The following is an 18,375-nucleotide window of genomic DNA, read 5'->3' on the forward strand; positions in this document are numbered from 1 at the left end:
TCCTCCGGGGTGCGGATCGCGGAGAGGGCCGGGCGGCGGTGGGCCGTGTTCTCACCGCCCTCCGTCCGGGCCGTTGGTGAAGAACTCGGCCATCCGCACCAGGCCGTCCGCGCCGAACATGGTGTTCAGGCTGGTGGCGGACTCGGCGGCGGAGGCTTCGCTGCGCGGGAAGAGGGCGTTTTCGTACGCGGTCAGAGCGGCTTCGGTGTCGCCCGGGTGTGCGGCGACGGCGAGGGCGAGCTCCGCGCCGTCGAACATGGCGAGGTTGGCGCCCTCGCCCGCGAACGGGGACATGACGTGGGCGGCGTCGCCGAGCAGGGTGACTCCCGGGGCGCGGTCCCAGCGGTGGCCGACGGGCAGGGCGTGGACACGGCGGGGAGTGAGGGTCTCCGCGTCGGCGACCAGGCCGCGCAGGCCCTCGTCCCAGCCGTGGAAGTGGGCGAGGACCTCGGCCTTTGCGGCGGTGTGGTCGCTGAAGTCCACGGTGTCGACCCACGCTTCGTCCGCCTTCAGCGCCGTGTACACGTGCAGACTGCCGTCGGTCTCACGGTGCGCGAGGAAGCCGCGCTCGTGCCCCAGGGCGATGAAGAATCCGCCACCGACGACGGCAGCGCTGCGCGGGTGACGGGTGTCGGCCTCGTACAGGTCGGCCTCGACCAGGGAGATGCCGGTGTAGGCGGGAATGGCGTCGGAGAGCAGCGGCCGGACGCGCGACCATGCGCCGTCCGCACCGATGAGAAGGTCGGTGGTGATCATCGAACCGTCGCTGAAGGCGACCTCGTGGCGGCCCTCGCCCAGCGGCCGGGCGCCGGTGACCTTGCGGCCCCAGTGCACCGTGCCGTCGGGCAGGGAGCTCAGCAGCAGGTCGCGCAGCCGGCCGCGATCGACCTCGGGACGGGCGCCGGTGCCGTCGTCCTCCTCGGCGACGTGCACCGTGCCGTCGGGGCCCAGCAGACGCATGGCCTGGCCGCCCTCGTGGACGATCTTGAGGAAGTCGTCGTGCAGGCCGGCGGCGTGCAGGGCCTTCTGCCCGTTCTCCTCGTGGATGTCGAGCATGCCGCCCTGCGTGCGGGCCTCCGGGCCGGTCTCCAGGTCGAAGACCGCCGACTCCACTCCGTTGACGTGCAGGGTGCGGGAGGCGGTAAGACCGCCGAGACCGCCGCCGATGATCGCGACGGGGAAGTGCGTGGTGCTCATCGTGAACCTCTTCGCGGGAGTACGGACGCGTGCGCGCACCGAGGAGCGGCTGTCGCCGCCGGTGCCGGTGCCGGGCGGGACGGCGCCGCGCGGTGGCAGCACAGCGGTCCCTTCGGCTCCCTTCCACCGTAACGAACATGTTCGTACCGAACAAGTTCGTCACGGGGTGTGCGTCGCCACGGCCGGTTCAGGTCCGGCGGGCGTGGCCCACCGGACCGGGGAGGGAGGGCTCAGTCGGCCCGGCCGGGTACCGGGGTGTGCGTGATTCCGTTGACGAGGACGTCGAAACTCCAGCGCATACGGTCGCGGACCGTGCCGTCGATCAGATCCGGCATGCTTGCGGTGATCGCCGGGTGCGTGGCCTCGTCGACGGAACGCAGCGCGCGCACGGTGGCGTTCCAGTCGTCCGCGGAGGCGGGGTCGTGCTCGTGCGCCGACTGCTCCGCGGCGGTGGCCGTGGCGTCCTGGAGCAGCTTGTCCACTCCCCAGGCGGCCTGGGCTCGGGGAGCGCCGCTGCGGGCGAGCAGGTCGAGGATCCGTTCCACCAACCGCAGGTAGTTCTCGCCGCTCGGCCTGGCGACGAGCGCGGACCGGGCGAGCTGCGGGTGCTCGAACAGCATCAGGGTGTACGACGTCATGACGGCGCGGAGCTGGTCCCGCCAGTCGTCACCGGCGCCCCGACCGCTCAGGTCCACCTCGCCCAGCAGCGCGTCCAGGACGGCCGCGTGCAGTTCCGCGGTGTTGGCGACGTAGACGTACAGGGAGGCCGGGCCGGTGTCCAGCTCCTGCGCCAAGCGGCGCATCGTGACCTTGTCCAGTCCCTCGGCCCGCATGATCCGCACGGCCGTGTCCACGATCCGGCGCCGGGACAGGGCGGGCTTCGCCGGTCGCTCCCGTCGGCTGACCGGCTCTCTTCTCGCGCTCATGACATCGATCGTAACGAACACGTTCGCCGCCGGCCGCCACCTATGCAGGGGACACTCATCAGTAGATCCTCTGTAGTCGTGACTCACACCACGACCGGGACCGCGTGGCCCGAAAAGATCAGTGCCATCACCCTGTTCGTAGAGGACCTGGAGGCCACGAAGCGGTTCTACCGTGACGTGTTCCGCCTCCCGGTGACCTACGAGAACGACAACTCGGCCGTGTTCAGCTTCGGGAACACCATCATCAACCTGCTCCGATCCACCGCGGCACACGGGTCGGTCGACCCGGCGCGCGTCGCCGACCCGGACGCCGGCTCCCGCGTTCAGGTCACCCTCCCCGTGGACGATGTGGACGCGATGTGCAAGGAGCTGACCACCCGCGGCGTGACGCTGCTGAACGGCCCGATCGACCGGCCCCGGGGAATACGAACCGCCGGCTTCAAGGATCCGAGCGGCCACATCTGGGAGATCACCCAGTGACCGCGACCGTGCGCCCGGCAGCCAACACCGAGGTCCGGGGCCTCCTGTCCGTTCTGGACGCCCAGCGTCGCCATGTCCTCGGCATACTCGACGGGCTGGACCCGGAGGCACTGCGGCGGCCCGTACTGCCCTCCGGATGGAGCTGCCTCGGGCTCGTCCAGCACCTCGCGCTCGACGTCGAGCGGTTCTGGTTCCGTGCCGTCATCACCGGTGATCAGGGCGTCATCGAAGCGCTGGACGACATCGACGACGCCTGGCAGGTCGATCCCGACGTACCGCATACCGACGTACTCGACCGGTACCGCACGGAGGCGGACCTCGCGAACACCGCTCTCGCCGCCGCTGATGGGGACGCTCCCCTGGCCTGGTGGCCCCACCATCTCTTCGGCGAACCGCACTTGCACACCGTTCGGGACGTCCTGCTGCACGTCGTCACCGAGACCGCGTGCCATGCCGGACATCTGGACGCCGCACGGGAACTCATCGACGGCCGACGGTGGATGGTTCTGACCTGAAGCCGATCGCGGATCACCCACGGGGGGGCGTGGGGCACCCGGGCAAGGACGTTGTCACCGTCCGCCGGCAGCGGAGGAGCGTCCGCGGATCCCGTCCAGGAGGTACACGGTGCGGCGGTCGTAGTCGTCCCGGCCAGGCCGCTCGCCGTGCTTGAGGGCCAGGGCGTTGTCGACGACGAGGGCGTGGAGGTCGCCCGCCGTGAACTCCGGCCGCAGCACACCGCAGGCCCGCGCCGCCGCGACGAACTCTTCGTTGGCGGCGGTTCCGACCCGGCAGATCTCCATGAGCTGCTGCGAGTTCGGGTAGGTCTGCAGCAGGACGTCGTTGAAGGCGGGCTGGCGGTACTGGAGGTCGCGGATCGCGGTGAGGTAGTACGCGATCCGCTCGTCGACGTCGTCGATGGTCCGAGTGTGGTCGACGACGGCGAACAGCTCACTCGCCACGACCTCTTCGATGACGGCCTCGATGAGGCCGATCCGTCCGCCGAACCGGTTGAAGATCGTGGCCTTGCTCACCCCCGCCGCCTTGGCGACCTCCTCCAGCGGCACCGTCAGGCCCTGCCCCTGGAAGGCACCGACCGCGGCGGAACGGATCTGCTCGGAGTTGCGCCGGGCGTCGGCGCGCAGCCGGGATCCCGAAGGCACCGCACCGGCCATGAACCTCACCGCCTCTCCCTGCCCTGTCACTCACCACCGCAACTTGACTCGTCGGGTCAGCTTACCTACGGTCGTCGGCAGACGAGAAACTGACCCGTTTGGTCAACTTAGGATTCCGCCCACCGCCCCGACGGACACCGTGGGCGGTCAGGAAGGTCGAGAACATGATCGTTGTCACCGGCGCCACCGGCGGGCTGGGCGGCTCCACAGTCGAGCACCTCCTCAGGCGCATACCCGCCGGCCGAATCGGGGTCAGTGTCCGCGACGCCGCCAAGGCGCGGCACCTTGCCGACCGCGGCGTGCGCGTGCGGCAGGGCTCCTACGAGGACCCGGCCGCGCTGCGTGACTCGTTCGACGGTGCCGAACAGGTCCTCCTGGTGTCCGGCAACGACCCGGCCGCCGACATGGTCGGCCTGCACCGCAACGCCGTCGAAGCCGCGGTCGCGGCCGGCGCCCGGCGGATCCTCTACACGAGCCAGCAGGGCGCCGTCCCCGGCAACCCGTACCGGCCGTCGGACATCCACATCGCCACCGAGGCGATCCTCGGCGACTCCGGAGTCGCCTGGACCGCGCTGCGCAACGGCGCGTACGGCCCGCTGGATCAGGTTCTCGGCCCCTGGCAGCGGACCGGCGTGATCGCCCAGCCGCAGGACGGGCCCGTACCGTATACCGACCGTGCCGACATAGCCGAGGCCACCGCGGTCGTCCTCGCCGGTGACCGCTCCTTCGACGGTCCTGTCACCCTCACCGCGCCGGCCGCCGTCACCTTCGACGACCTCGCCGAGATCGCGTCCGGCCTCACCGGCCGCACGGTCAAGCGCGTCACCCTGGACGACGAACAATGGGTGACCGGCCAGATCACGACCGGCGTGCCGGAGCAGGTGGCCCGGCTCATGCTCACCTGGTACCAGGCAGCCCGCGCAGGCTGCTTCGCCGATGCCGACCCCCTCCTCGCCGAACTCCTCGGCCGCGCCCCCCGCACCGCCGCCGACCGTCTCGCAGCCCACATCGACACCTGAAGCCCGGAAGGACGGCACGACCCGGCTCGGCTCGGCTCGGAGACTTCAGCTTCCGCCGCCACCGGGTGGGTGGCCGTCGGCTCTTCGGGGTGGGGTGTCGGTGTGGCCGGCGTCAGGTCAGTTCTCGTTCACCAGGTCGTGGGCCGGGACGGTCACGGTGCGGGCGTCCGGCTTGCCGCCGAGCACGATCTTCCGCAGCGCGCTGTTGTTGTCGAGGTTGGTCTCCTTGAGCCGCTTCTCGGGGTTGGCCAGTACCTGGATGTAGTACGTGCCGTTGGGTACGTCCGTGATGTCGAAGGACTGGCCCGGCAGGTCCTGGGAGTACGTGTCGCCGGAGCCGACGTCGAGCACCTCGCGGACGGAGATGGAGTTCTCCTCCCCGCAGGCGGTGGACAGGTCCGTGTTGAACGGGTGCCAGTTGGCGTTCTCGACCGTGTAGTCGATCGCGTCGGTGTTGGCCAGGCAGAAGGCCTCCTTGCCGCTGCGCACGGCCTCCTTCTTGTCCGCCTTCAGCAGCCGGTAGCTGGCGAAGTCGGTGAAGTGCCAGTGCACATGCCCCGGACGCGGGTCCCATTCCATGGTGCCGGTCGGTGCGTAGCCGACCTGCTTGCCCTTGGCGTCGTAGAAGTACTGGTAGGCGTCCATCCTGGCCTTGCCGGGCGACCGGAAACCGTCCACCACCAGTTGCGCCGGACCGGCGTTCCACACGTTGGCACTGAAGGCCAGGTAGTCCTTGCCGGGGACGTCCTCCTCCCCGTCGCTGACGACGATGCCGTAGGCCGGCAGCGAGCGCAGGTCGGGTTTGGGGACGTCCGGGACGGAGGCCTTGCCGTCGGGTCGCTTCGCGAGCGGCTGGAGCGCCAGGGCCTTGCGCGAGCCGTCGGTCTGGCCTCCCTTGTCGCCGACCGGCAGGGAGCGCAGGGCCTGGTCCTTCTTCAGCGCCCACGGCAGGGCCGGGGGCGCCGCCTTGAGCGGACCGTGGCCCACGTTGTACGAGGGTCCCGCCCCACTCGTGACCGGCGCGGCGGCCTGCGCGGGGGTCGGGGCGTGCCCCGGGTGCGCGGCCGGGACCTGGTGGCCGGCCGCGTGACCGGCGTGTTCGCCCGCCGCCGCGGACCGGGACGCGGACAGCCCGACGGCGCCGTCGTCGTCCTCGTAACTGCGCTCCACCACGGTGACCTCGACGGTGGCGGGCTTGTTCGCGATGCCGAACAGGTCGCGGTACTTCTTGGCCACCCCGACCTTGGCGGTGTAGGTCCCGGCCGCCAGTGCGACGGGCTCGGTGTAGGAACCCGCGTAGGTGTTGGCCGCCCAGCCCTTCTCGACTCCCCAGACCGAACCGAGGGTGAACGGGTTGGTGGGGCAGCTCTCCGGATATTTGGAGGTGGCGGGCGCGTCGGGCCGTACCCGGCCGCTGGCGTTGTTCGGGCAGAAGTCCTCAGTCCGGCTGAGGACCTTCTTGCCCGCCTTGTCGGTGATCGTGATCTCCGCGAAGCCGGGCAGCCCGGAGAAGTCCTTCACCGTGCCCTTGGGCAGCGTCCTGGCCTTGGCCTTGCCGCCCTCGTACACGGTCTGGGTGATGGTCACCGGGTCCTTGTAGGACTTCCGGGTCACCTTCAGCTCCAGCGGTCTGCCGTCCGCGGTGAGGTAGGTGCCGAGGTCGAGGTAGACGCCCGGGTCCTCCTTCCAGGAGGTGAGCGTGAGTGAGCCGGTCGCGGCGATGAGGCTCAGCTCGGGTCCTGTCGCGGCCTTCGCCGGCTCGGCGGTGGCTGCCACGAGTCCGGCGGTCACGGCCAGGGCGGCGCAGGCGGTGGTTCCTGTGAGCAGTGGACGCCGCAGCCGGGTGGTGCGCGTTCTGTTCATCGATCCCTCGTCCTTCAGGTGCTGGGGGGTGCGGTGGGAAGGAACAGGCGGGCACGTTGCTGTGCCCGCCTGTGAGAGGGAGCGGTCGAATGCCCGGTTGTCCAGAAGGTGGGAAACCGTGGGACCTTGGCCGGATCGCTGTGCAGTGGATGAAATCAGGCTGAAGTCGCGGAAACTGGCCGATCGATGCCGGGTCGTTTGGTAGAGGGCGTGGCCGGCCGATGGCCGCCCGTCTCGGCCGATGGCTCCCCGCGGAGCGTCGTCCGCTGGGACCGCCTGCCGCGCTAACGGCTGAGCGGCAGTTCGGCGAGGTTTCGCCAGCCGGCGCGGGTCAGACCGACCGCGTGCAAGGCCTTGACCTCCGTGGTGATCGGCAGGGCGGCGGCGGTTCGGCGGGCGATGGCGGCGGCTGCCTGCGGCGTCGACTCCAGGGCCACAGTGACGTGCACGGGCGGGCGGGGGCCGAACCGGCCGCCGTAGGGGACCTGTTCCGGAAACGCGCTGCGCACGGCATCGGCCACGTGGCCCAGTTCGGGCACCGGGACACCGACGAATCCACCGGTTCGTTCGACCGCGGCCAGCCTGATGGTGACCGGGCCGACCGGCAGGGCGGCCCGCAATCGGTGCAGTTGCGGCTCTTCGACCTCGTGGGAGGGCAACCAGGGGTAGAGCAGCGCGGCGTGTGCGGGCACGCCCGGTCGCACCGCCGACCCGTCCACCGCGGCGGCCAGCCGCAACAGCGGCTCGGCGTCGGGCAACAGTGCCAGCACCGCCGTCGTTCCCGTTCGGGGCACCCGACACTCCTTCTCTCCGCGCTTCGCCGTCCTCCCGTCGAGCCGACCCTACGGCCTGGCGGATGCCCCGGCGCTCATGAAGTGATCCGCGACCACGAGTCGGCGCATGGCCGGGCGGGCCGGTCCAGCCACGGGCCGCCCGCCCGCCGCACCTTCGGCACGGCCGACCCGCGACACGGCCGGTGCCCTCCGCTCGGGGCTCGGGGGGGCATCACCGGCTCGCCCTGGGGAAGAGCACGGCGGCTTTCAACCCGCTGCGGCGTTGCCGGTCCTCCTGTTGTGGCGGCGGTCCGCGGCGAACATGAGGGCGAGACCGGCCACGGCCCATGCGCCCAGGACCAGCGCCGGGCCGCCCGCGCCCGTGCCGCCGAAGAAGGCGTTGGCGCGCAGCAGGCTGCCCGAGGCGCCGGGCGGCAGGAGCTGCCCGAGCGTGGACCAGCCGTCGGGAAGCCAGTACGGGCCGGTGGGGAGCCCGGAGAGCGGGTTGCCGAGGAACATCATCATGACGGAACCCACACCCAACCCGGCATACCCGAACAGCGATTCAAGTCCGAGGAGGGGTATGGCCAGTGCGGCCATACCCAGCCCGAGGCCGAGGGAGGTGATCCAGTAGTTGCCGTCGAGAGTGCCGATGCCGAACTGGAGAACGGCGGTCACAGCGGCTCCTCCCGCGAGCGCGAAGGCGATCACTCCGGCGAGGCGGGTCCGCCGCCCGGCGTGGCCGGGGAAGAACTGCAGGAGGGCGATGGCGGGGAGCATGCCGCCGAAGACCATCGGCAGCGCGGCGGAGGCGAGCCCGGTGCCACGCGGGTCCTCCTCGGGGAAGGGCACCACGTCGTGCACGGTGGCGGCGGTGTGCTGCCGCTCCGCGAGCGAGGTACCGAGTCCGCTGATCGCACCGCTGATCAGCTGACCGCCGGCCGTCGCCGTATAGACGTCCACGCCGTCGCCGCCGAAGGCGAGGCCGCCCACGGCTTCACGGTTCTCGACGGCGCGGGTGAGGGCCTGGGGGTCGTCGTACGCCGTGACCTCCCAGTCGTCGCCGGAGAGCTGCTTCTTCACGGCGGCCACCGCGGAATCCGGACCAGTGACACCGAGCGGAGCGTGGTGCGGGCCGCCGGCGGCCGACGGCAGACCGAAGGCGCACAGCATGAGGGTGATCGCGGCGGTCAGACCGGCGACCAGGGCGGCGAGGCGTGCCATCGGTTTCCGGCCGCCGGGCGACGGAGCGGCGCGGGAGCCGGCGTCGCCCGGTTCCGGGGATGTGGAGGTGGCGAGGTTGGCGGACATGGCAACCGTTCCATAAAGGGCTCTGCCTCCGCGGACAGGGCGGGGCAGAGCGGCGGGTGAAACACGTCAGGAGTCACGCGTGCGACTCGGCCGCGCGGTGGGCGCGGACGGAGCGGACAGGACGGTCGGACACGCTCGGTGACACCGACCGGCACACCATATAACTCATCACGCAGTTAGTTCACCACCTGATGAGTTTTCTGTCGAGCGGCGGGAAGAGGGCATGATGGGGCCATGGAGAGCGTCCGCGACATGCGCGAGGTGAGCGGTACCGGCCCCGAGAAGCCCGGACCCACGGTGGAGACGGCAGGGACGACGGGCCCGGCGGGCAAGCATGCGGGAGGCCGACGGCCCGGGGAGACCCGTACCCGTGAGGCGATCCTCGGCGCCGCCCGGGTCTGCTTCGCCGAGCGCGGCTTCGACTCGACCAGCCTGCGCCGCATCGCGGAGACGGCGGGGGTGGACCAGTCACTGGTGCACCACTTCTACGGCACGAAGGAGAACCTGTTCCTCCAGGCGCTAGAGCTGCCCGGGAGGATCAGGGAAGCACTCACCGCCGCGGCCCGTGGGGAACGCGCGGGGGTCGGGGAACGCATGGTGCGCGCCCACCTCTCCGTGTGGGACGACCTGTCGGCGCGACCGGCACTCATGACCATGGTGCGCTCGGCCGCCATTCACCAGGCAGCCGCCGCCCGGCTGCGCGAGACGGCGACCGGGGTACTGGCCGACGCGCTCAGCGGAGTGGTCACGGGCAAGGACGCCACGCTCCGGACGAGCATGATCGCCACCCAGCTCGTCGGACTGGCCATGATGCGCTACATCGCGCTTCTCGAACCCCTCGCGTCCGCCGACACCGACACGGTGGTCCGCTACTACGGCCGCGCACTCCAGGCAGTCGTGATCGCGGAGGACTGAGCCGGCGGCCGGAGCGTGCGGTGCGGTCGCGGGGAGGGGCGCCACTCCCCCGCCGAGCGCCCCTTCGTCGCCACGTGCCGGGCAGCACCAGTACCGCATCCCCGATAAACCGTATTCACCCGATTGTCACTGCTTCGAGGTAAGTGTCTCGACTCTCTGGTGGATGCGGCCGGTTCAGCGGCTAGCTTCTGCGAGTGGGCGGACTGCCGTGATCCGTCCCCTTCGTTGCCCACTCCTCCCCTTCTCCCGGTCGGCGTGCCGTATGCGCCGGACGACTCGTCGTACAAGGAGAACGCCGCTCAATGTCCGTCGACAGCATCCCGGAAACCCAGCCCTCGCCCGTGGCGCCGCAGCAGTCGCTGAGTACCGCCGCAGCCCGCAACCTCGCCACCACCACCAAGTCCGCCCCGCAGATGCAGGAGATCACCTCCCGCTGGCTGCTGCGCATGCTGCCTTGGGTCGAGGCGGAGGGCGCTGCCTACCGGGTCAACCGGCGGCTGCGCCACACCCTCGGCGACGGGCGCGTCGAGTTCGTCCAGGAGGGCGCCACGGTTCGGGTCGTCCCGCGCGAGCTCACCGAACTCGCTCCCCTGCGTGGATTCGACGACACGGAGGTCCTGAACGCGCTCGCCGGCCGCTGCGCGCAACGCGACTTCGCGGCGGGCGAGGTCCTGGTCCAACGCGGCACGTCCTGCGACGCGGTTCACCTGATCGCACACGGCCGGGTGAGCCAGACGTCCGAGGGCGAGTACGGCGGCCGGAACACCGTCGCGGTACTGGCGGACGGCGACCATTTCGGCACGAACGCGCTGGTGGACTCCGAGGCCCGGCACACCTGCACGGCCACCGCCGAGACGGCGGGAACCCTCCTCACCCTCTCCCGTACCGACTTCGCGGCGGTCCTCGACTCCGCACCGCACCTCCGGGACCACATCGACACGTTCCGCTCCCGCGCACGGCGGCGGCAGAACAAGCACGGTGAGGCGGAGATCGCCGTGTCGGCCGGCCATGTCGGCGAGGCCGAACTGCCGAGCACCTTCGTCGACTACGATCTGGCGCCGCGCGAGTACGAGCTCTCCGTCGCCCAGACCGTTCTGCGGATCCACACCCGGGTCGCCGACCTCTACAACGGCCCGATGAACCAGACCGAGGAGCAACTCAGGCTCACCGTCGAAGCCCTGCGCGAGCGCCAGGAACACGAGCTGATCAACAACCGCGAGTTCGGGCTGCTGCCCAATGCCGACTTCAAGCAGCGCATCCAGCCCAAGTCCGGTCTCCCGACCCCGGACGACATGGACGATCTGCTCTGCCGTCGCCGCGGCACCAAACTCTTCCTCGCGCACCCGCGCACCATCGCCGCCATCGGACGTGGCTTCAGCGCCCACGGCCTCTACCCCGAACACGTCGACCTCGGCGGGCAGTCGGTCCCCGCCTGGCGCGGGGTCCCCATCCTGCCCTGCAACAAGATCCCGATCAGCGGCGAACAGACCAGTTCCGTCATCGCGATGCGCACCGGCGAGAAGAGCCAGGGCGTCATCGGCCTCCGGCAGACGGGGCTGGTGGACGAGTACGAGCCGGGGCTCTCGGTGCGGTTCATGGGTGTCAACGAGCAGGCGGTCGTTTCCTACCTCGTCAGCACCTACTACTCCGCCGCGGTGCTCCTGCCGGATGCGCTCGGCGTGATGGAGAACGTGCGGATCGCACCCGGCCCGAGCTGACCCCCCGAGCGTCGCCGGTCCCTCCCCGACGAAACGTCCTGCACACGACGGAGCGCCCACCCCACCGCGACAAGGAGCCGCCGATGCCCGACTCCGGGCCCTTGGGACCGCCCCACACCACCGCGCCGCGGCCGACGCCGCCGGACCGTCCGACACCGCCGCCCGTACCCGACTTCCTGGCAGCACTGCATCCGCCGGTCACGATCCCCGACCCGCCGCCGGGCCCGGCAACCGCCTCCACCGTGGGGAATCCGCCTCGTGCGACCGCGACCGCGGACGGCTCCGCGCTCCAGCGGATCCTGCGCGGCCCGAGCGGACCGGGTACGGCCTCGATCTCCCTGTCCGACGGACTCAGGCCCTCGCCGCCGGACACGGGTGCGCCGGCACCCGCCGCGCCCTCCGAAGGCCGTGCCGTGCCCGGTCTGTACCACCACCCGATCCCGGAACCCGACCCCGTGCGCGTCGAGGAGGTGAGCCGCCGGATCAAGCGCTGGGCCGAGGACGAGGTCCAGCTCTATCCCGAGGAGTGGGAGGGGCAGTTCGACGGATTCTCCGTCGGCCGCTACATGGTGGGCTGCCACCCCGACGCCCCCACGGTCGACCACCTGATGCTCGCAACGCGACTGATGGTCGCCGAGAACGCGGTGGACGACTGCTACTGCGAGGACCACGGCGGGTCACCCGTCGGCCTCGGCGGGCGCCTCCTGCTCGCGCACACCGCGATCGACCCCTTCCACACCACCGCGGAGTACGCGCCGCCGTGGCGGAAGTCGCTGGCTTCGGACGCCCCGCGACGGGCGTACCGCAGTGCGATGGACTACTTCGTCCGCGCGGCCGACCCCTCACAGACCGACCGCTACCGGCACGACATGGCACGGCTGCACCTGGGATACCTGGCCGAGGCCGCCTGGTCGCAGACCGGCCATGTCCCTCAGGTCTGGGAGTACCTGGCGATGCGCCAGTTCAACAACTTCCGCCCCTGCCCCACGATCACGGACACCGTCGGCGGCTACGAACTGCCCGCGGACCTGCACGCCCGGCCGGACATGCAACGGGTCATCGCACTGGCCGGCAACGCGACCACCGTCGTCAACGACCTCTACTCCTACACCAAGGAACTCAAGAGCCCGGGCCGCCATCTCAACCTGCCCGTGGTGATCGCGGAACGCGAGCAACTCTCCGCCCGCGATGCCTACTTGAAAGCCATCGAGATCCACAACGAACTCCAGCACTCGTTCGAGGCCGCCGCGGCCGAACTCGCCGGGGCCTGCCCCCTGCCCCCCGTGCTGCGCTTCCTCAAGGGCGTGGCCGCGTGGGTCGACGGCAACCACGACTGGCACCGCACCAACACCTACCGCTACAGCCTGCCCGACTTCTGGTAAGGAACGGACACCTCTGTGACGACTGAAACGACCTCCACCGCCACCGCGAAGATCCCGGCCCCGGCGACGCCGTACCAGGAGGACATCGCCCGGTACTGGAACAGCGAGGCCAGGCCGGTGAACCTGCGCCTCGGCGACGTGGACGGTCTGTACCACCACCACTACGGCATCGGGGCCGTGGACCGTGCCGCGCTCGGCGAACCGGCACACGGCGAGTACGAGGCGAGGCTCGTCGCGGAGTTGCACCGGCTGGAGTCGGCTCAGGCGGAGTTCCTCCTGGACCACCTCGGCCCCGTCCGTCCCGACGACACCCTCGTCGACGCGGGCTGCGGGCGCGGCGGTTCCATGGTCATGGCCCACCGTCGATTCGGCTGCAGGGTGGAGGGCATCACCCTGTCCACCACCCAGGCCGACTTCGGCAACACGCGCGCGAGGGAGCTGGGCGTCGAGGACCGCGTCCGCTCCCGCGTGTGCAACATGCTCGACACGCCCTTCGACAAGGGCAGTGTCGCGGCCTCCTGGAACAACGAGTCGACCATGTACGTCGATCTGCACGACCTGTTCGCCGAGCACTCCCGCTTCCTGAAGGTGGGCGGCCGGTATGTGACGATTACCGGCTGCTGGAACCCCCGCTACGGGCAGCCGTCGAAGTGGGTCTCCCAGATCAACGCCCACTTCGAATGCAACATCCACAGCCGACGCGAGTACCTTCGGGCGATGGCCGACAACCGGCTGGTGCCGCACACCATCGTCGACCTCACCCCCGAGACACTGCCCTACTGGGAGTTGCGGGCCGAGTCCTCCCTCGTGACCGGCATCGAGGACGCGTTCATCGAGTCCTACCGTGACGGCTCCTTCCAGTACATGCTGATCGCGGCAGACCGGGTGTAGGGGACTCGTCGTGCGGGACCGGATCGCTCACCGACGGTCCCGCACCCGCCTGCCCGGACACGCCCCGCAATTCAGCCGATCCGGTAGTCGAACCAGATGCGGTGCGTGCCGTCGGCGTCGACGGCCATCCCTCCGGCCCCGGAGATTCCGGCCAGCTCACCGGTGCCGCTCGAAGGCACGATGGTGAAGAACTCCGCCGAGCGGTCGCTGCCGGATGTGGTCGCCGAGTGCACGAAGTTGAAGGCCCCCTCCCGTCCCTGCAGCGACCCTTCGAACGACTCCATGGCCACATAGGTGCCGACGCCGGTCGACTGGTCGAACGCGGCAGTGAACAGGGTCGCCGAGCGCCCCACCGCCTCTCCCTCGAAGTGCTTCTCCATCGTCGCGACACCTACCGGCAGTCCAGTGGGCACGGCGGGTTCGGGCTTCAGCTCGGTCGGGACGAACGCTTTGACGGTGAACGTTGCCGTAGCTCTCATGCGCACGACCGTACCGAGGGGGTCTGACAATCGCGGCCGGGCCGGCCACCGGCCGCCCCGGCGCCCGGGTGTCCGACCCGAGAACTCCGAACGGCCCGAGGAGGTCGCTGGCCCGTTCGGGTGCAAAGGGTGCGGATCGGCCCGCGTGTCATTTGCCTTCGGCGTCGTACTGCGCTTCGCGCGACGAGAATGCCCCCCGTAATCACCGCTGAGTATCGGGAGGAACGCGCGCTGTGACCACCGTCGAGGAGCCTCACAGGCCGGCAGCCGGCGACCATTACTCGGACGAACTGCCCCTTCTGCGCAAGACGCCCGGCAACGCAGTGATCAAGTGGCTCACGACCACTGACCACAAGACGATCGGCACGCTGTATCTGACGACGTCGTTCGCGTTCTTCCTCATCGGTGGCGTGATGGCTCTGGTCATGCGCGCCGAGTTGGCCCGGCCCGGTCTGCAGATCGTGTCGAACGAGCAGTTCAACCAGGCGTTCACGATGCACGGCACGGTCATGCTGCTGATGTTCGCGACGCCGTTGTTCTCCGGCTTCGCGAACTGGATCATGCCGCTGCAGATCGGCGCGCCGGACGTGGCGTTCCCGCGGCTGAACATGTTCGCCTACTGGCTGTACCTGTTCGGATCCCTGATCGCGGTGGGCGGGTTCCTGACGCCGCAGGGCGCGGCGGACTTCGGCTGGTTCGCCTACTCGCCGCTGTCCGGTGCGGAGCACTCGCCCGGGATCGGCGGTGACCTGTGGATCATGGGTCTGGCCTTCTCCGGCTTCGGCACCATCCTCGGCTCGGTCAACTTCATCACCACGATCGTCTGCATGCGTGCGCCGGGCATGACCATGTTCCGTATGCCGATCTTCACCTGGAACGTGCTGCTGACCGGCGTGCTGGTCCTGTTCGCGTTCCCGGTGCTGGCCGCGGCGCTGTTCGCGCTGGAGGCCGACCGCAAGTTCGGTGCCCACGTCTTCGACTCGTCCAACGGCGGAGCGTTGCTGTGGCAACATCTGTTCTGGTTCTTCGGGCATCCGGAGGTGTACATCATCGCGCTGCCGTTCTTCGGCATCGTCACGGAGGTCATTCCGGTCTTCTCCCGCAAGCCGATCTTCGGCTACATGGGTCTGGTGGGCGCGACGATCGCGATCGCGGGTCTGTCGGTGACGGTGTGGGCCCACCACATGTTCGTGACCGGGGGCGTGCTCCTGCCGTTCTTCTCGTTCATGTCGTTCCTGATCGCGGTCCCGACCGGCGTGAAGTTCTTCAACTGGGCCGGGACGATGCTGAAGGGATCGCTCAGCTTCGAGACGCCCATGCTGTGGGCCACCGGCTTTCTCGTGACCTTCCTGTTCGGCGGCCTGACCGGGGTCCTGCTGGCTTCGCCGCCGCTGGACTTCCACGTCTCGGACTCGTACTTCGTGGTGGCGCACTTCCACTACGTGGTGTTCGGCACCGTGGTGTTCGCGATGTTCGCCGGCTTCCACTTCTGGTGGCCGAAGTTCACCGGCAAGATGCTGGACGAGCGTCTGGGCAAGATGACCTTCTGGACGCTGTTCGTCGGCTTCCACGGCACCTTCCTGGTCCAGCACTGGCTGGGCGCCGAGGGCATGCCGCGCCGCTACGCCGACTACCTGGCGACGGACGGCTTCACCGCCCTGAACACGATCTCGTCGATCAGCTCCTTCCTGCTCGGTCTGTCCATGCTGCCGTTCCTCTACAACGTGTGGCGGACGGCCAAGTACGGCAAACCCGTCAACGTGGACGACCCGTGGGGATACGGCCGTTCGCTGGAGTGGGCGACCTCCTGCCCGCCGCCGCGGCACAACTTCTGCACCCTGCCCCGTATCCGCAGTGAATCCCCCGCCTTCGACCTGCACCACTTCGAACTCACCTCGCTGGACCAGAAGGAGAACACCGGGCGGCGTGACGTCATCGACGCGGCGGGCCACGAAGGTGAACGGTCGTGAGCGGCGGCCGGCGCCCGCATCCGCCCGTCGGCGACGCCGCGGCGATCGCCACGCAGGCGGAGGGCTTCCTCCGGGCTCAGGCCTACTACGACGAGGCCCGCGGCGAAGCACGGACGTTGTGCGACCGCATGCCGTGGATGACCTCGGCCCAGGCCGAGGACTTCACGCGTCACTACGTCGACCACCGGCTCACGTTGACGCGGGCCATGCTCAGCACGACCGTGACACGCGCTGGAGAGCTGCGCGAGGATTACGAAGGGCGCTACCTGCAACTGCGGCGCGCCCTGCTCAGACGGCATGCGGGCTGGGTGTCGGTCGTGCTGGCCGCTGCGGCCGGCCTGCACACGATGGCCTGGGTCTGGCTGCGGTAGCCGGGGCAGCGGGCTCGCCCACCCGGTACTTCGAGGAGGAATCGTCCGATGGCAGGGGACCGGGAAGCCGGTACAGCGGTGGTGACCGGAGCGTCCTCGGGCATCGGCGCCGAGTACGCCGCCCAGCTGGCGCGACGCGGCTGGGACCTGGTGCTGGTCGCCCGTCGCGCCGACCGGCTCGCCACAGTGGCCGAACGGCTGGGCGACGGCGTCGCCGTGACCACGGTGGTGGCCGATCTCGCTGACCAGGCGGACCTCGTCCGGGTGACCGAACGCGTCGCGCAGGACGATGTCAGCCTGCTCGTGAACAACGCCGGCATCAACGGCTACGGCGCCTTCGCTGCGGCCGACGCCGGTCTTCTGGCCAAGGTCCTCGGCGTGAACGTCGTGGCGCCCACCGTGCTGGCCCGTGCGGCGCTTCCTCATATGACGGCGCGCGGACGAGGCGCGGTCATCAATGTGGCCTCGCTGCTGGCCTTCGCCGGTTCCCTGCCGCCGGTCCCCCTCCCCCATCGCGCGGTGTACGCCGGTACCAAGGGCTACATGGTGACCTTCACCAGGACCCTGGCGGCAGAGGTCGCGGCCACGCCGGTGCGTGTACAGGTGGTCTGCCCCGGACTCACCGCCACGGAGTTCCATCTCGGCGCCGGCGATACGCCGGTGTCCGGGCGGGAACGGGTGCACGACGAGGGCGGGATGCCACCGGCGGACGTCGTCACCGCATCGCTCTCCGCCCTGGAAGCCCGTGAAGTGGTATGCGTGCCCGGCCTGCGCGACGCCGACGCCGTCACCCGGCTGACGGCTGCCGAACGGGCTCTCCGCGAGGACTCCGGCCTCGTCCTGGCCCCCCGTTACCGGCCGGCGACCGGTGACGGGGACTGATGCCGGTCATGGTCAGGGCTGCCCGTGTCGCCGTGTGCGGCCGTCCTGTTCGCCGTCGATCAGCAGCAGTGACTTGCCCACAGTGCTGCGCGCGGCCAGGGCGCGGTGGGCTTCGACGGCCCGCGCCAGCGGGTGGGTGGCGCCGATCACTGGACGCAAGGTGCCCTTGGCGGCGTGCTCCAGTGCCAGTCCCAGCAGTTCCCGGACGGTCTCCTGGTCCGGCGGGCCGTCCATGAGCGGCGTGAACAGCCGTAGGTTCCGGCGCGCGGCCGCTTCCCGGTCCGGGGCCGCGAAGCCGTCGGCGGTGCCGTAGGTGACGAACCGTCCGCCCTCGGCGAGCGCGTCGGCCGCGGCCGTACCGAGTGCCCCGCCCGCACCGTCGTAGACGAGTGCGGCGCCGCCGCCGGTCGCCTCACGCACCCGTTCGATCCAGTCCGTCCGCGTGTAGTCGACGACGGCCTCGGCACCAAGGTCACGGGCGAGGGCCAGCTTGGTGTCGCTGGACGCGGCGGCCACCACCCGGGCTCCGGCGTCGACGGCCAACTGCACCAGGAGCGTGCCCGCTCCTCCGGCCGCCGCCGAGACCAGCACCCACTCCCCCCTGCTCGGCGCCCCGAGCCGGTGCAGGTCGAGTGCGGTCACGCCGTCGTGGACCAGTGCAGCGGCCGTCACGGCGGTCAGCCCGTCGGGGATCGGCATGATCTCCGCCTCACCCGCGACGACCTGTTCGGCGTATCCGGTGCCGGTTCGTACGGCTACCCTTCGGCCGACCCAGGCCGGGTCCACCGTGTCTCCGACGGCCAGCACCTCGCCCGCTCCGCCGCCACCCGGCACGTACGGCAGCGTGCGCGGGAAGATGTCCTGCCCCCACCCGGCGCGCAGCAGAGTGTCCAGGAAGATGACGTCGGCCGCGGCCATGCCGACGACGACCTGGCCGGGGCCGGGCACCGGATCGGGCAGGTCCACCGGGGTCAGCACGTCCGGAGCGCCGAACGAGGCCACTTGTACCGCACGCATGGGCAGCAC

18 protein-coding genes are annotated in these 18,375 nt (G+C 70.3%); 10 read left to right on the forward strand and 8 right to left on the reverse strand.

Features of this window, described 5'->3' with window-relative positions; translation table 11 throughout:
* Positions 1-51: 51 nt before the first annotated feature.
* Both ACIQFU_RS09055 and ACIQFU_RS09060 read right to left on the reverse strand, forming a co-directional pair.
* On the reverse strand, positions 52-1,197 hold the full coding sequence (locus ACIQFU_RS09055; RefSeq protein WP_402550531.1) for an FAD-dependent oxidoreductase: 1,146 nt from the start codon (positions 1,195-1,197) through the stop codon (positions 52-54).
* Positions 1,198-1,427: 230 nt separating this feature from the next.
* Positions 1,428-2,123: a TetR/AcrR family transcriptional regulator gene (locus ACIQFU_RS09060; RefSeq protein WP_402550204.1), complete on the reverse strand. Its 696-nt coding sequence runs from the start codon at positions 2,121-2,123 to the stop codon at positions 1,428-1,430.
* A 78-nt stretch (positions 2,124-2,201) separates the two neighbouring features.
* Here ACIQFU_RS09060 and ACIQFU_RS09065 point away from each other — a divergent pair, with 78 nt between their 5' ends.
* A complete protein-coding gene (locus tag ACIQFU_RS09065) occupies positions 2,202-2,603 on the forward strand; it encodes a VOC family protein (RefSeq protein ID WP_402550205.1) in 402 nt (133 codons plus the stop codon).
* Positions 2,600-3,118 (forward strand): DinB family protein, encoded by a 519-nt coding sequence (locus ACIQFU_RS09070; protein WP_402550206.1) that lies wholly within the window; start codon positions 2,600-2,602, stop codon positions 3,116-3,118. The genes ACIQFU_RS09065 and ACIQFU_RS09070 overlap by 4 nt, the downstream gene beginning before the upstream one ends.
* Positions 3,119-3,172: 54 nt before the next feature.
* On the opposite strand, the gene ACIQFU_RS09075 is transcribed toward ACIQFU_RS09070, so the two are convergent.
* Positions 3,173-3,775, reverse strand: a complete 603-nt coding sequence (locus ACIQFU_RS09075) for a TetR/AcrR family transcriptional regulator (RefSeq protein ID WP_402550532.1) — start codon at positions 3,773-3,775, stop codon at positions 3,173-3,175.
* Between the two features lie 164 nt (positions 3,776-3,939).
* Between ACIQFU_RS09075 and ACIQFU_RS09080 the strand changes: the two genes are divergently transcribed.
* Positions 3,940-4,794, forward strand: a complete 855-nt coding sequence (locus ACIQFU_RS09080) for an NAD(P)H-binding protein (RefSeq protein WP_402550207.1) — start codon at positions 3,940-3,942, stop codon at positions 4,792-4,794.
* 117 nt (positions 4,795-4,911) lie between these two features.
* Here the strand turns inward: ACIQFU_RS09080 and ACIQFU_RS09085 are convergent, their stop codons facing one another.
* The 3 genes from ACIQFU_RS09085 to ACIQFU_RS09095 form a co-directional block, all read right to left on the reverse strand.
* Positions 4,912-6,657, reverse strand: coding sequence for a lysyl oxidase family protein (locus tag ACIQFU_RS09085; RefSeq protein WP_402550208.1), 1,746 nt, complete (start codon positions 6,655-6,657; stop codon positions 4,912-4,914).
* Between the two features lie 284 nt (positions 6,658-6,941).
* Entirely contained in the window at positions 6,942-7,451 is a 510-nt protein-coding gene (locus tag ACIQFU_RS09090) for a 2'-5' RNA ligase family protein (protein WP_402550209.1), read from the reverse strand.
* A gap of 246 nt (positions 7,452-7,697) precedes the next feature.
* On the reverse strand, positions 7,698-8,741 hold the full coding sequence (locus ACIQFU_RS09095) for a hypothetical protein (RefSeq protein WP_402550210.1): 1,044 nt from the start codon (positions 8,739-8,741) through the stop codon (positions 7,698-7,700).
* 234 nt (positions 8,742-8,975) lie between these two features.
* Between ACIQFU_RS09095 and ACIQFU_RS09100 the strand changes: the two genes are divergently transcribed.
* The 4 genes from ACIQFU_RS09100 (at position 8,976) to ACIQFU_RS09115 (ending at position 13,647) form a co-directional block, all read left to right on the forward strand.
* Positions 8,976-9,656: a TetR family transcriptional regulator gene (locus ACIQFU_RS09100; protein ID WP_402550211.1), complete on the forward strand. Its 681-nt coding sequence runs from the start codon at positions 8,976-8,978 to the stop codon at positions 9,654-9,656.
* A 302-nt stretch (positions 9,657-9,958) separates the two neighbouring features.
* Positions 9,959-11,374, forward strand: coding sequence for a family 2B encapsulin nanocompartment shell protein (locus tag ACIQFU_RS09105; RefSeq protein ID WP_402550212.1), 1,416 nt, complete (start codon positions 9,959-9,961; stop codon positions 11,372-11,374).
* A gap of 83 nt (positions 11,375-11,457) precedes the next feature.
* Positions 11,458-12,756 carry a 2-methylisoborneol synthase gene (locus tag ACIQFU_RS09110; RefSeq protein ID WP_402550213.1) on the forward strand — a complete coding sequence of 433 codons (1,299 nt, stop codon included), beginning with the start codon at positions 11,458-11,460 and terminating at the stop codon, positions 12,754-12,756.
* 15 nt (positions 12,757-12,771) lie between these two features.
* A complete protein-coding gene (locus ACIQFU_RS09115) occupies positions 12,772-13,647 on the forward strand; it encodes a geranyl diphosphate 2-C-methyltransferase (RefSeq protein ID WP_402550214.1) in 876 nt (291 codons plus the stop codon).
* Positions 13,648-13,718: 71 nt separating this feature from the next.
* Here the strand turns inward: ACIQFU_RS09115 and ACIQFU_RS09120 are convergent, their stop codons facing one another.
* On the reverse strand, positions 13,719-14,126 hold the full coding sequence (locus ACIQFU_RS09120) for a DUF3224 domain-containing protein (protein WP_402550215.1): 408 nt from the start codon (positions 14,124-14,126) through the stop codon (positions 13,719-13,721).
* 233 nt (positions 14,127-14,359) lie between these two features.
* Between ACIQFU_RS09120 and ctaD the strand changes: the two genes are divergently transcribed.
* The 3 genes from ctaD to ACIQFU_RS09135 are packed head-to-tail and all read left to right on the forward strand — an operon-like array spanning position 14,360 to position 17,349.
* Complete coding sequence (gene ctaD, locus ACIQFU_RS09125; RefSeq protein WP_402550216.1) at positions 14,360-16,096, forward strand: cytochrome c oxidase subunit I; 1,737 nt, start codon at positions 14,360-14,362, stop codon at positions 16,094-16,096.
* Positions 16,093-16,467, forward strand: coding sequence for a hypothetical protein (locus ACIQFU_RS09130; protein ID WP_402550217.1), 375 nt, complete (start codon positions 16,093-16,095; stop codon positions 16,465-16,467). The genes ctaD and ACIQFU_RS09130 overlap by 4 nt, the downstream gene beginning before the upstream one ends.
* A 48-nt stretch (positions 16,468-16,515) precedes the next feature.
* Complete coding sequence (locus ACIQFU_RS09135) at positions 16,516-17,349, forward strand: SDR family NAD(P)-dependent oxidoreductase (protein WP_402550218.1); 834 nt, start codon at positions 16,516-16,518, stop codon at positions 17,347-17,349.
* Between the two features lie 12 nt (positions 17,350-17,361).
* Here the strand turns inward: ACIQFU_RS09135 and ACIQFU_RS09140 are convergent, their stop codons facing one another.
* The gene (locus tag ACIQFU_RS09140; protein ID WP_402550219.1) at positions 17,362-18,366 is read right to left on the reverse strand and encodes a zinc-binding dehydrogenase; all 1,005 of its coding nucleotides are present in this window, start codon (positions 18,364-18,366) and stop codon (positions 17,362-17,364) included.
* Positions 18,367-18,375: the final 9 nt, after the last annotated feature.

Origin of the sequence: Streptomyces sp. NPDC093065, assembly GCF_044754585.1 — a bacterium.
Classification (GTDB): Bacteria; Actinomycetota; Actinomycetes; order Streptomycetales; family Streptomycetaceae; genus Streptomyces.

Bases quoted from the DNA above. Each gene is read 5' to 3' on its own strand.
- ACIQFU_RS09105 (WP_402550212.1), top strand. From the start codon at position 9,959: ATGTCCGTCGACAGCATCCCGGAAACCCAGCCCTCGCCCGTGGCGCCG.
- ACIQFU_RS09055 (WP_402550531.1), bottom strand. From the start codon at position 1,197: ATGAGCACCACGCACTTCCCCGTCGCGATCATCGGCGGCGGTCTCGGC.
- ACIQFU_RS09085 (WP_402550208.1), bottom strand. From the start codon at position 6,657: ATGAACAGAACGCGCACCACCCGGCTGCGGCGTCCACTGCTCACAGGA.
- ACIQFU_RS09135 (WP_402550218.1), top strand. From the start codon at position 16,516: ATGGCAGGGGACCGGGAAGCCGGTACAGCGGTGGTGACCGGAGCGTCC.
- ACIQFU_RS09140 (WP_402550219.1), bottom strand. From the start codon at position 18,366: ATGCGTGCGGTACAAGTGGCCTCGTTCGGCGCTCCGGACGTGCTGACC.
- ACIQFU_RS09120 (WP_402550215.1), bottom strand. From the start codon at position 14,126: ATGAGAGCTACGGCAACGTTCACCGTCAAAGCGTTCGTCCCGACCGAG.
- ACIQFU_RS09075 (WP_402550532.1), bottom strand. From the start codon at position 3,775: ATGGCCGGTGCGGTGCCTTCGGGATCCCGGCTGCGCGCCGACGCCCGG.
- ACIQFU_RS09110 (WP_402550213.1), top strand. From the start codon at position 11,458: ATGCCCGACTCCGGGCCCTTGGGACCGCCCCACACCACCGCGCCGCGG.
- ACIQFU_RS09100 (WP_402550211.1), top strand. From the start codon at position 8,976: ATGGAGAGCGTCCGCGACATGCGCGAGGTGAGCGGTACCGGCCCCGAG.
- ACIQFU_RS09095 (WP_402550210.1), bottom strand. From the start codon at position 8,741: ATGTCCGCCAACCTCGCCACCTCCACATCCCCGGAACCGGGCGACGCC.
- ACIQFU_RS09060 (WP_402550204.1), bottom strand. From the start codon at position 2,123: ATGAGCGCGAGAAGAGAGCCGGTCAGCCGACGGGAGCGACCGGCGAAG.
- ACIQFU_RS09080 (WP_402550207.1), top strand. From the start codon at position 3,940: ATGATCGTTGTCACCGGCGCCACCGGCGGGCTGGGCGGCTCCACAGTC.